At 53.1% G+C, this 12,273-nt stretch carries 9 protein-coding genes and 1 other RNA gene; 1 reads left to right on the top strand and 9 read right to left on the bottom strand.

The window, feature by feature from the left end; all coding sequences use genetic code 11:
- Positions 1-4 precede the first annotated feature (4 nt).
- Positions 5-1,474, bottom strand: coding sequence for a MocR-like pyridoxine biosynthesis transcription factor PdxR (gene pdxR, locus ACE5KN_RS20570; protein ID WP_375526875.1), 1,470 nt, complete (start codon positions 1,472-1,474; stop codon positions 5-7).
- A 205-nt stretch (positions 1,475-1,679) separates the two neighbouring features.
- Between pdxR and ACE5KN_RS20565 the strand changes: the two genes are divergently transcribed.
- Positions 1,680-2,888, top strand: coding sequence for an aminotransferase-like domain-containing protein (locus tag ACE5KN_RS20565; protein WP_375526874.1), 1,209 nt, complete (start codon positions 1,680-1,682; stop codon positions 2,886-2,888).
- A 103-nt stretch (positions 2,889-2,991) separates the two neighbouring features.
- Here the strand turns inward: ACE5KN_RS20565 and rnpB are convergent.
- The 8 genes from rnpB to glyQ form a co-directional block, all read right to left on the bottom strand.
- Positions 2,992-3,391, bottom strand: an RNA gene (rnpB, locus tag ACE5KN_RS20560) — RNase P RNA component class A.
- A gap of 87 nt (positions 3,392-3,478) precedes the next feature.
- Positions 3,479-4,594, bottom strand: coding sequence for a Nif3-like dinuclear metal center hexameric protein (locus ACE5KN_RS20555; RefSeq protein WP_375526873.1), 1,116 nt, complete (start codon positions 4,592-4,594; stop codon positions 3,479-3,481).
- Complete coding sequence (locus ACE5KN_RS20550; RefSeq protein ID WP_375526872.1) at positions 4,570-5,328, bottom strand: tRNA (adenine(22)-N(1))-methyltransferase; 759 nt, start codon at positions 5,326-5,328, stop codon at positions 4,570-4,572. Before ACE5KN_RS20550 ends, ACE5KN_RS20555 begins: the two co-directional genes overlap by 25 nt.
- A gap of 229 nt (positions 5,329-5,557) precedes the next feature.
- Positions 5,558-6,694 (bottom strand): RNA polymerase sigma factor RpoD, encoded by a 1,137-nt coding sequence (gene rpoD / locus ACE5KN_RS20545; protein ID WP_375526871.1) that lies wholly within the window; start codon positions 6,692-6,694, stop codon positions 5,558-5,560.
- Positions 6,695-6,734: 40 nt separating this feature from the next.
- Complete coding sequence (gene dnaG / locus ACE5KN_RS20540) at positions 6,735-8,555, bottom strand: DNA primase (RefSeq protein WP_375526870.1); 1,821 nt, start codon at positions 8,553-8,555, stop codon at positions 6,735-6,737.
- A 39-nt stretch (positions 8,556-8,594) separates the two neighbouring features.
- Positions 8,595-9,065, bottom strand: a complete 471-nt coding sequence (locus tag ACE5KN_RS20535) for a YaiI/YqxD family protein (RefSeq protein ID WP_375526869.1) — start codon at positions 9,063-9,065, stop codon at positions 8,595-8,597.
- A gap of 165 nt (positions 9,066-9,230) precedes the next feature.
- The gene (gene glyS / locus ACE5KN_RS20530; protein ID WP_375526868.1) at positions 9,231-11,306 is read right to left on the bottom strand and encodes a glycine--tRNA ligase subunit beta; all 2,076 of its coding nucleotides are present in this window, start codon (positions 11,304-11,306) and stop codon (positions 9,231-9,233) included.
- Positions 11,299-12,186: a glycine--tRNA ligase subunit alpha gene (gene glyQ / locus ACE5KN_RS20525; protein WP_375526867.1), complete on the bottom strand. Its 888-nt coding sequence runs from the start codon at positions 12,184-12,186 to the stop codon at positions 11,299-11,301. The genes glyS and glyQ overlap by 8 nt, the downstream gene beginning before the upstream one ends.
- Positions 12,187-12,273: the final 87 nt, after the last annotated feature.

The raw sequence follows: 12,273 nt of genomic DNA, 5'->3' as shown, positions 1-12,273 counted from the left end.
AGCTTTACAGGACGGGTTTACGTTCCGGAGAAGCCGTGCGGCTTTCGGCAATGAGGCTGCACAGCAGCTTTAACCCTTCCTGAAGCTTGTCTTCCGCCGGATAGGTGAAGGAAACACGGATATGGCGGCTGTCTGCTTCGCCAGCATAACATACACCTCCGGGCAGGAAGGACACACCTGCCTGCTCGGCGCGCCTTTCAAGCGATACCGGGTCTGCATACGCCGGCAGCTTAAGCCACAGGTTTAACCCGCCCTCTGGCACATTCCAGCTCAGCTCTGCCGGAGCATGCTTTCGCAGCACCGTTAAAGCAAGCTGCAGCCTGCGCCGCAAAACGGTTCGCAGCTGTTCCATATGCTGCTCCAGTCTCGTTTCAATAAACGGCTGGAGCGCTTTTTGCGTCATCATGGGACTGCCGAGGTCTGTCGTTGATTTGGCGGCAATCAGCCGGGAAAGCACGCTTCCGTGCGCAGCCATGCAGGCGATTCTGCAGCCTGGGGCAAGCGTCTTGCTGTAGCTTCTTATATAAATAACATGGCCGGCCTGGTCATGGCATTTTATCGGATGAGGAGGCGGCTCGTTGAAATAAAGGCTGGAGAAGGGGTCATCCTCCACGATCAGGCAGTGATAGCTCTGCGCCAAATCTACAAGCTGACGGCGTCTTCTCACGCTCATCGTCACCCCTGTGGGATTATGAAAGGCAGGGATGCAATAGATGAGCTTGGGCGGGTTCAGATCGCACAGCTTGGTCAGCATGTCCACCCTCATCCCCTCTTCGTCCATAGGGACCATAATGATTTTGGCGCCTCTGCTGGCAAACACATCAATTGCCCCGGTATAGCTCGGGGCCTCCATATAGACGACGTCGCCCGGACCTACAAAGGTGCGGGCCACCAGATCGATCCCCTGCTGAGCTCCGCTTGTAATCAGCAGATTTTCGGCCGTTACGCTCATCCCGCTCCCATTAAGCACAGACGCGAGTGCCTTCCGCAGCCCAAAATCCCCGGAAAAAGAGCCGTAATTCGCCATCAGGGCTGGATCATCCGAAAGCATTTTATAAGCATTGGCTACGATTTCGCGGGTTGGCAGCAGCTCTTCCTGGATGGCGGCTTTATGAAATTGATAACGTGCGGGCAGAACATGGTTGAAATGATGCCACAGCTGGGCTCGGGGCAGATAATCCATCAGCGACAGCTGCCAGGAAAGGTCTGCTTCATCCCCTGTCTGATCCTTCCCGGCTCCGGCGGATACGTAACACCCTTTTCCCTGCGAGCAGGCAATCAGCCCCTCCGACTCCAGCTCGGCATAAGCTTTGCTGACTGTTACCTGACTTACGGACAGCTGAGCGGACAAATTCCGGACGGAGGGCAGCTTCGTGCCAGGTGTTAAAAGTCCTGACCGTATCCGGTCTCCGAGGGTAACGGCAATTTGCGAATACAGCTTGGTGCTGCTGTGCCTGCTTAATTCGATATGCAAACCTTTCACCTCCGGCGATTAGCTGTTATACTGGCAGCTTTACTGTTATACACGATCCCATGTATACTACTAAAAATTTAATGATTCAAGTGCAGAAACCTACGATTATGGCTGCTGGTTTTCATTATTTTATACCTTATAATATAACGGAAAATCAGTACAGTACATAACACTTGTTTCGTAACCCGTTCAGGAGATGATGATATTGACACACCGTTTTTCAACCATGACAAATCACTTGGGTTCATCCGCTGTAAGAGACATTCTGAAAGTGACTCAGGGCAAAGACATCCTGTCACTGGCCGGCGGTCTCCCGGCTGAGGCCTTTTTCCCTGTTGAGGCGGTACGCGAGGCGTACGAGCGGGCGCTAAGCAGTGGTGGCACGGCGCTGCAGTACGGCCTGACCGAAGGTTTTCTGCCGCTGCGCGAGCGTCTCTGCGAACAAATGGCCGCTGACGGCTGCCGGGTACAACCCGATGAAATGCTTATGACGACAGGCTCACAGCAATCCATTGATCTGATTGCGCGTATTTTCCTGGATCCGGAAGATGTGGTTCTTGTCGAGGCGCCTACGTACCTGTCCGCCCTGCAGGTATTTCAGTCGTACCAGGCTGTCCCCGTCGCCGTAGAAACGGATGAACACGGTATGCTGCCTGACGATTTGGAAGCCAAGCTGCTCCGTCACCATCCGAAATTTGTCTATGTCATTCCTACCTTCTCTAATCCCGGAGGCAATGTATGGAGTCTGGAACGCCGTGAGGCCGTAGTCGAACTGTGCCGCAAGCACGGGGTGCTCATTTTTGAGGACGATCCTTACGGGAAGGTGAAGTTTAATCCAGACATTAATTTTCCGTCCCTATTCTCTATCGATCAGCAGTACGGAGACACTGGCAATGTAATCTACACCAGTACATTTTCAAAAACCGTAGCTCCTGGCGTCCGTACCGGATGGGTGATGGCTGACGCGTCCATTATCCGCATTGCTGCCAAAGCGAAGCAGGCATCGGACCTGCACTCCAGTCTTATCGATCAGCGTGCGCTTTACGAGCTGCTTGGCTTCTTTGACCTGCAGGGCCATATCCGCACGGTATCCGCTGAATACCATGCACGTATGCTTAAAATGACCTCTTTAATGAAAGACCGCAAGTGGGAAGACACTTCTTGGATAGAACCGCAGGGGGGCATGTTCATGTGGGTCCAGATGCCTGAGCATGTTAAAGCCGACGTTCTGCTGCAGCATGCTGTTCGCGAAGGAGTGGCATTTGTGCCTGGTCAGGTGTTCTATAGCGATGGTTCGGGTTATAACCGGATGCGGGTTAACTTCACCCATACGGACCCGGATCTGCTGCCAGAGGCCATCGCACGTCTGGACCGCGCTTTCCGCAGCTATGCCGCCGCTTCCGTATCCGTTTAAATCGTATACACCAAAAACAAGGCCGCGCCAACCGGAATTCCGGAGGCACGGCCTTGTTTGATATAGGTTGTTCATAAGTTAGAAAGGTATAAAATGTTGCAGTTTGGAAAGTTTTCCGTAAGCCGGGTTCTGTACTCTTCGTGGTCCAAACGGGAACTACCCTCCCACCTCAAGTGACAATCATCTATCTAGGCCGAACATTGCTGCACGGCTCCAGCGACCAACCCGGACACGCCTCGGGCTAAGGCTGCTTCTCGAAGAAGCTGTGTCCCATTAGGTCTTGCTCCAGATGGGGTTTACCAGGAACGAAGTCACCAGCGTTCCTCGGGGTCTCTTACACCTCGGTTCCATCCTTGCCTGTGCCGCATGGCGGCCATCGGCGGTCCATTTCTGTGGCACTATCCTTCAACTCGCGCTGACTGGACGTTATCCAGCATCCTGCCCTGTGGAGCCCGGACTTTCCTCTCGCGGCTTGCGCCGCCAGCGATTGTCTGTCAAACTTTCGCACAACATTGTATAGTATACAGGTTTTGGGCAAGCTGCACAAGATCATTTTATCTGGAAATCTGCCCTCTGCATGCCAAAACAAATTACATAAAACAGAATGGCTCCGTATCCACTGCCGAGGCATGCACCTTGGTAAGATAGCGGCTTTCCTCCAGCTTGGCGCGAAGCCAGCCCGCAGTTTGCTCCTTCATGATCTTCTCGGCATTATGTCCGGGGTCAATGACCGCAATCCCGGCCATAAGCGCGTCATGCGCGGTATGATAGTCAATATCTCCGGTTACAATGACATCGGCGCCTTTAAACAGCGCTTTGTTCACATAACGGCTGCCGGAGCCGCCGAGAACAGCCGCTTTTTTAACCTCCCGGTCAAGGTCTCCCACAACACGAACATGGGGCACATTCAGCCCTTTCTTGACCACATTCACAAACTCCCGCAGCGTGCAGGACTGCTTCAATTTACCGATACGTCCCAGCCCGAAGGTCCGGCCTTTCAGATCCATCGGGTACAGGTCATAGGCTACCTCTTCATAAGGGTGGGCTTTCAGCATCGCCTGAATGATCTTGCTTCGTATGCCTGCAGGAACTACGGTCTCCAGCCGGATCTCCTCTGCCCGCTCCATTTTGCCCTGCTGCCCTAAAAACGGGTTGGTCCCCTCCTGGGGAACGAAGGTGCCAATGCCCTCTATATTGAAGCTGCAGTGGCTGTAATTGCCGATATGGCCTGCCCCGGCTCCAAGAACGGCGTCCAGGACCTGCTGATGATGGGTTTTGGGCACAAATACAACCAGCTTGAACAATTGGTCTGTATGCACATCTTCCAGCGTACCGGAGCTTTCAATCCCGATTGCCTCGGCCATCCAGTCGTTCATGCCACCCTCGGCCGTATCCAGATTCGTATGGCTGATATAAACAGCGATATCGTTCTTGATCAGCTTCTCATACAGCTTGCCTGCCGGGTGGTCGGTGTTCAGTGTTTTCAAGGGCCGGAAAATTATCGCATGGTGAGCGATGATCAAATCAGCCCCAAGGCTAATCGCCTCTTCCACCACTTCATCATTCACATCCAGGGCAATCAGCGCCTGCTTGATCTCCTTCTGCAGGCTGCCAAGCTGAAGTCCGATTCTGTCATCCGGCACGGCCAGATGCTTGGGAGCCAGCTGTTCCATATATTGAATTACGGTTTGTCCTTTTGCAAACATGCAAGCACCTCCTCCAATTGTTCGATCTGCCGCCGCAGCTCTTCTCTTTTCTCGCGCGCGGACTCCAGCTCTGAACGCTCCACCTGCTTCAGCACGGATTGAAGCTTGGCAATCTCTCCCTGCCATTTTTTAAAGAAAACTTCGTTCGGGGCTTTTACCAGGTGGGGGCCCATGCGGAGAAGAAGGCCGGAATCCAGCGTACAGTCCCCTGCGAGCTGAACCGGCGCATACAGCTCTTCCTGTGACAGCGGGCTTTGGAATTCAGGAAGCGCGGTCAGAACCTCATAAATCTTCCCGTCCTCCTCCAGAATATGCTCTCCTGTAACCACCCAGCCGGAGTGAAGCAGCCAGTTTCGCAGCATATCCTCTCCAACGTTAGGCTGAAGCACCAGCTGGCGAACGCCTGACAGCTTACCTGTTCCTTCATCCAGAATGGTTGCGATCAGCGCGCCTCCCATGCCCGCTATCGTTATGACGTCAGCTTCGCCGGACTCTACAACCTGCAGACCATCGCCGTGCCTCACATCAATCTTGTCCGCAAGACCTGCATCCGCCACCTGCTTCCTGGCCGCACGAAGCGGTCCGGCATTAACCTCGCCCGCAACCGCCTTGGACGCCCTTCCGCTTAATACAGCCGCTACCGGCAGAAGTGCATGATCCGACCCGATATCGGCCAGCACGCTGCCGGGCGGGATTTGTTCCAATATATACTGCAATCGCTGTGATAATTTCATGAAGCCACCCACACAATCCATTTTTTTCTATTGTAAAAACATAGCATTCCCCGGCAGGCAGAACGTCAGACATGATTTGCATTACGGATGGAAAAGAGCTAAAATAAGACCCAATAAAACAAATCAAGGAAAATATGACAAAAGAAAGTAAAATCTGCCTGGGATCAATCGGTGAATGAAAAGCAAAAAGACCCTCTGCACTCAAGCCGCAGAAGGTCCGCTTACAACGCTATTCGAGAAAATCCTTGAGACGTTTGCTCCGGCTTGGATGACGAAGCTTGCGCAGAGCCTTGGCTTCAATCTGCCGAATCCGTTCGCGCGTAACACCGAATACTTTGCCGACTTCCTCCAGTGTTCTGGTACGGCCATCATCAAGACCGAAACGAAGGCGAAGCACGTTCTCTTCCCGTTCAGTTAGCGTATCCAGCACATCTTCAAGCTGCTCCTTGAGCAATTCATAGGCGGCAGCATCCGCAGGCGCCAGCGCCTCCTGATCCTCAATGAAGTCTCCAAGATGCGAGTCGTCCTCTTCTCCGATCGGTGTTTCAAGGGAAACTGGCTCCTGGGCGATCTTCATGATTTCCCGCACTTTTTCTACACTAAGCTCCATCTCAGCCGCCACTTCTTCAGGCGATGGCTCACGCCCGAGCTCCTGCAGCAGCTGGCGCGACACGCGAATCAGCTTATTGATCGTTTCCACCATATGAACAGGTATCCGGATCGTTCTGGCCTGGTCGGCAATGGCGCGCGTAATGGCCTGACGAATCCACCAGGTCGCATAAGTACTGAATTTGTAGCCTTTGCTGTGGTCAAACTTTTCAACAGCCTTGATCAAGCCCATGTTGCCTTCCTGAATCAAATCCAGGAACAGCATGCCTCTGCCCACATAACGCTTGGCGATGCTGACCACGAGACGCAGGTTCGCTTCCGCCAGACGGCGCTTCGCTTCTTCGTCGCCTTTCTCAATCCGTTTTGCCAGCTCCACCTCATCATCCGCAGACAGGAGCGGGACGCGGCCGATCTCCTTCAAGTACATGCGGACAGGGTCATTGATTTTGATCCCCGGCGGCAGGCTCAGGTCATCGTCAAAATTGAAATCGTCGCTGTCATTACTGTTATCCGGATCATCGCTTTGGCGTATGGTTGCAAGATCCTCATCGCTGTCGTTGACAACCTCAATTCCCAAGTCGCCAAGCTGCTCGTAAAACTCATCCATTTGTTCGGGATCTTGGTCAAATGGCGACAGTTTTTCCATGATGTCTTTGTAATTCAGAGAAGATCTCTTTCTGCCTACTTCAATTAACTGATCTTTCACCTGATCCAGCGTTAATTCCGTTTCTAGTTCAGTATGCTGATCATTCGCCATATTTCGACTCCCTCCTCCCTAGAAACATCCGACCTACCTTTTATTGTCTCTCTAGGGCTATAATCTCACTTGCAATTTTGGCTGCCTCCAGAAAATCACCGGAACGTTCGGCCGCAACCATCTCTTCCCTCTTCCGATCCAGCATCTGCTGCACCGGATATTTCTTCACTTCCCGGATACAGTCATCCAAAATTTCCGGCGACCATGTTCCCGGTGTATCCATCATGACGATGGAGCTGACCGTTTTTTCAAGACGGTCATCATGGAGGGAAGCGATAAACCGGCTGGAGTCCGGCGGTTTGCCTTGTGCATAGTATGCATATAGATATGCGGCGATTGCCGCATAATCCTCAATATTAAAGGCATCCCCCAGGTGGTCCTCAACGTATCGGGCGGCTTCGGCATCCTGAAGCATCCAGGACAGCAGCCTCCGTTCAGCCGCATGGTAGGCGGGGAGCAAATTCGGTGTCGGTATGTGGCCCTTTTTATGCCTACCATTATTCCACCTTTTCTCGTTATTATCCCCTGCCTGCTGTTTTTTTTGCAGCGACTGCCTGAGCAAATTACACTCCTGCTTCAGTGTTTCATAATCCACCTTGACTTCCGAGGATACCTCGCGGAGGTAAACCTCACGCTCTGTCGGAGAAGATAAGGGCGCGATAATCTTGAGCGCTTCACGGGAATATGCGATCCTTCCTTCTTCTTCTAGCAGTATATGGTTTTTCCTCAGATATATAAGCTTAAATTTAACCGTTGAAACGGCGCCGTCAATGATTTGCCGTTTGAAGCGGTCGCTCCCGTGCTGGCGGATGAAATCATCCGGATCCATCCCTTCATTCAACAGTCCGACCTTCACGTGCAGCCCCGCGTTCTCCAGTATAGGAAAGTTTTTCAGCGCGGCGGCTTGTCCGGCAGAGTCGCCATCGTAACAGATGATCACCTCGTCGCACAGCCCTTTCAGCATCGTGGCCTGATGCTCGGTCAGCGCCGTGCCCATTCCCGCCGTCGCATTCTGAACCCCGGCTTCCCAGGCCGCGATCACATCGCCGTATCCTTCAAAAAGAACTGCCTGTCCCAGCTTGCGGATGGCCGGCTTAGCCTGATGAAGATTGTACAGCGTGCGGCTTTTGTTAAACAAGCGGGTCTCCGGCGAATTAAGGTATTTCGGTTGCCCTTCTCCGATGATCCGGCCTGCAAAGGCTATCACCTTGCCGTTCCGGTTCCAAATCGGGAACATGACACGATCACGGAAGCGGTCTACATAACCCCCCTGTTCATGACGGGCCGACAGCAGTCCGCCCTTTTCCATTTCCGCAAGCTCAAAGGAACGTTTTTCCAAAAATTGAACAAGCGTATCCCAACGGTTGGGAGCATAACCGATCTGAAACTGGTCGATCATCTTGTCTGTAAATCCCCGTGACCGAAGGTATTCCATTGCGGCTTTGCCATGCTCCGTATTTTTAAGCAGAAAATGATACAGCTTTGCAGTTACCTCGTATGCCTGCAGCAGCCGCTCCACCTCGGGATGCTGGTGAGCCGATTCGCGGCTCTGCCAATCCCCGAGCGGGATATGACTCTCTTCCGCCATCGATCTGACAGCCTCGGGAAAGGTTAGTCCTTCGATTTCCATCATAAATTTGATGGCATTTCCACCCTTGCCGCAGCCGTAGCAGTAAAAGATCTGACGCTCGGGCGTCACCGTGAAAGAAGGGGTTTTCTCAGAATGAAAAGGGCAGAGGCCTTTCATATACTTCCCCTGCTTGGTCAAATGCACGTACTTGCTTACCGTGTCCACGATATCATGCTGCTGCAGCACCGATTCAATGATATTCTCCGGTATGTTACCATGTCCGGCACTCATTCCAACCACCTTCATCTCTTTAGCACGTAAATATATTCGCTATTCCAACCCATTCTCCTGCAAACTCGTTAAAAGTTTTGTCAATTTATGTTGAAATATTATTCGGTCCTCTTCCGTAAAGGCTTTAGGTCCTTTGGCATAACGCCCGCGCCGTCTCTCCCTGGCGGAAATATGGCGCCGGTCAAGCATAAAATCAATCGAATCGTCACTGTACAGCGCCCCCCGGAAGGAAATCACGCTGCAGCCTTTCGCCAGCGCCAGCGCAGCCAGCCCGTAATCATTAGTAGCCACAATATCTCCCCGGCGGACATGATTGGCAATATACAGATCTGCGCTCTGATCGCTGCGGTCGACGGTTACTACCGTTATGCCAGCGCCGCCTTTTAAAAGGTGATCAAAGGAAGATACCAGTATAACCTCCATCTGAAACCGGGCTGCGGCTGCCGCGATTTCCGCTTTGACCGGACAGGCATCCCCGTCCACGACAATACGCCTGCTGCTCAGATTCACCGCTTCTCACCCCGCTTTTTCTGAAAAACGTCTAACGGGTGCTTTATTTCGCTGAAAATTTATAATTCTAAAACCATAAATACGGAACGATGCGTCAGCAGCATCGTTCCGTATTTTATTTATCCCTCTATCTTCCTACTCTGGAGACACGACTGCATCTTGCTTCTACCAGACAAGCTTTGAGAAATCCGCAAATTGCTTAAGATCCCCCTGGATGGCAGCCAGCAGCGCCAGCCGGTTATTGCGGACTCCTTCATCCTCGGCCATAACCATGACGGAATCAAAGAATGAAGTTACGGCTCCGGTCAACTGGCCCGCAAGAGCCAGAGCTTCTGCAGCCTGGCGTCTGCTGAGCGCATCGAGGTAAGGCTGATGCACGTCCTGCCAGGCAGCATACAGGTTCTTCTCTTCGGATTCCGCAAACACTTCCGGATTAACGGATGCATGCACAGCTTTGGCTGCCAGATTGCCCACCCGGTTGAAGGATTCCACCGTATTCTTGAAGGCCTCACCGGTCTGAACCGCATCCATTAATGCAGAACCGCGCGCCACAACGGAAGCGACATCATCATAACCCGCGCTGAGCACTGCGTCGACCACGTCATAGCGCAGCGATTCAGATAGTAATTTTTTCACTCTGAGCCCGAAGAATTCATACAGGTCTTTACGCACTTCCTCGGACGAGCGTTTCATGTTGCCGTAATTCTGATGAATGTCAAGTGCGATTCCGAACAGGTCGGACAACCCGACGGACAGCCCGCGTTCCAGCACAATCTGCACAATGCCGGCGGCCTGGCGGCGCAATGCGTATGGGTCTTGGGAACCGGTCGGAATGATGCCGATGGAGAAGCAGCCTGTGATGGTATCCAGCTTATCCGCAATGCTGACAATGGCACCGGCCAGCGTCGAAGGAGCGTCATCACCCGCAAACCGCGGCTGGTAATGCTCAAATACCGCCTTTGCCACTTCTTCCTTTTCTCCGGCCTTGCGGGCATAATCCTCTCCCATAACCCCCTGCAGCTCGGGAAATTCATAGACCATCTGGGTGACAAGGTCGAATTTGCAAATATCGGCAGCACGGCTGACGGATTCCACCGTATCAGCAGGCGCGCCCAGCTTCTGGGCAAGCATATCGGCAATGCGGCGCACCCGGCGCACCTTATCGCCGACCGTACCCAGTTCTTCATGGAACACAATGCTCTCCAGCTTGGAGACCGCATCCTTGATTTCCAGCTTCTGATCTTCCTCATAGAAGAATTTCGCGTCCGACAAGCGTGCGCGCAGCACCTTCTCGTTCCCTTTCGCAATGACATCCAGCGAGTCTTTGCCGCCGTTGCGGACGGTCACGAAATAAGGAAGCAGCTCTCCTTTGTCATCCAGCACAGGGAAGTAACGCTGATGCTCGCGCATGGACGTGATCAGCACTTCCTGCGGGATGCTCAGGAAGGAAGGATCAAACGTGCCGAACAGCACCGTCGGCGTTTCAACCAGAAAGAGCACTTCCTCCAGCAGATCGTCCTTTACAGCGATTTTCCACTCCTTCTCCGCTGCAAGAGCTTCAATCTGCTCCAGGATCATGCGCTGACGCTCTTCGATATCGGCGATGACATGCTGTCCGCGCAATGTCTCCACATAAGCGGCGGGCTCGGCGATTTCTGCATCCTGCCCAAGAAAACGATGACCACGCGTAACGTTGCCCGCCTTGACGCCGGCAATTTCCAGGCCGATGACATCGGTTCCGTACATGGCCACAAGCCAGCGGATCGGTCTTACAAATTTAAAATCATAGGATGCCCAGCGCATAAATTTCGGGAACGTCATGGCATGCAGAATGCCTGTCAATCCTTCCGCCAGCACCTCTGAGGTCGGAACGCCGACACTGCTCTTGGTTGCGTAAATGTATTCTACCCCGCCCAGCTCTTTAAAGGTGAACTGTTCCGGATCAACGCCCTGGCTGCGGGCAAAGCCAAGCGCGGCCTTGCTCCAGTTCCCCTGCTCATCCTGTGCGATTTTGCGCGAAGGTCCTTTTACTTCCTCCTGTACATCCTCCTGCTTCTCCGCCACATCGCGGACCAGCACAGCCAATCTGCGCGGCGTTGCGTAGCCCTCTACAACGCCGTGGGCGATTCGCGAGCCGTCCAGCCATTGGGTCATTCTTTCTTTCAGTTGGGCAATGGCAGCAGGGATAAAGCGGGCCGGTACTTCTTCAAGACCGATTTCAAACAGCAAATCTTTAGACATGCTCCGCACCTCTCTTCTTCATCAGCGGGAAGCCGAGCTTCTCGCGCTCTTCCAGATACGTTGCCGCCACCTGGCGGGCCAGGTTGCGCACGCGCATAATATAACCGGTACGCTCGGTAACACTGATCGCCCCGCGCGCATCGAGAAGGTTGAAGGTGTGGGAGCATTTCAGCACATAATCGTATGCAGGGAACACCAGGTGCTGAGCCATCGCCTTGTTCGCCTCTTCCTCATACATATTGAAGAGTGTGAACAGCATTTTCACGTCCGACACCTCGAAGGTGTACTTGGAATGCTCGTATTCAGGCTGATGGAACACGTCACCATAGGTTACCCCGTCAACCCACTCCAGATCAAATACGTTCTCTTTCTCCTGAATATAGGATGCCAGCCGCTCCATACCGTAAGTGATCTCAACCGCTACCGGGCTGGCGTCAATACCGCCAACCTGCTGGAAATAGGTAAACTGGGTGATTTCCATGCCGTCCAGCCACACTTCCCAGCCAAGTCCCCATGCGCCGAGCGTCGGAGCTTCCCAGTTGTCTTCCACGAAGCGGATGTCATGCTCAAGCGGATTGATGCCGAGACGCTGCAGGCTTTCGAGATACAGCTCCTGGATATTGTCCGGCGAAGGTTTCAGAATAACCTGGAACTGATGATGCTGGTACAGCCGGTTCGGATTCTCGCCATAACGCCCGTCAGCCGGACGGCGGGAAGGCTCCACATAAGCGACATTCCACGGCTCGGGCCCGATGGAACGAAGGTAGGTCATCGGATTCATAGTACCGGCGCCTTTTTCCGTGTCATAAGGCTGCACGATGATGCAGTTTTGTTCAGCCCAGAACTGCTGAAGCGTCAGAATCATCTGCTGAAAATTCATGAATACATGCCTCTTTTCCAATAAAGTAGTTGCGGAGCGTACAGGTAAGGTACAGCACGGGCAGGCATATGAAAAAGCCCCCGTCCC

Source organism: Paenibacillus terreus, from assembly GCF_042138595.1.
Lineage (GTDB): Bacteria > Bacillota > Bacilli > Paenibacillales > Paenibacillaceae > Paenibacillus > Paenibacillus terreus.
This window is presented reverse-complemented; position numbering and strand designations above follow the sequence as displayed.

Excerpts from the sequence above, each read along its gene's own strand:
- ACE5KN_RS20550 (WP_375526872.1), bottom strand. The coding sequence starts at position 5,328 with ATGAAATTATCACAGCGATTGCAGTATATATTGGAACAAATCCCGCCC.
- rpoD (WP_375526871.1), bottom strand. The coding sequence starts at position 6,694 with ATGGCGAATGATCAGCATACTGAACTAGAAACGGAATTAACGCTGGAT.
- glyS (WP_375526868.1), bottom strand. The coding sequence starts at position 11,306 with ATGTCTAAAGATTTGCTGTTTGAAATCGGTCTTGAAGAAGTACCGGCC.
- ACE5KN_RS20555 (WP_375526873.1), bottom strand. The coding sequence starts at position 4,594 with ATGTTTGCAAAAGGACAAACCGTAATTCAATATATGGAACAGCTGGCT.
- dnaG (WP_375526870.1), bottom strand. The coding sequence starts at position 8,555 with ATGAGTGCCGGACATGGTAACATACCGGAGAATATCATTGAATCGGTG.
- glyQ (WP_375526867.1), bottom strand. The coding sequence starts at position 12,186 with ATGAATTTTCAGCAGATGATTCTGACGCTTCAGCAGTTCTGGGCTGAA.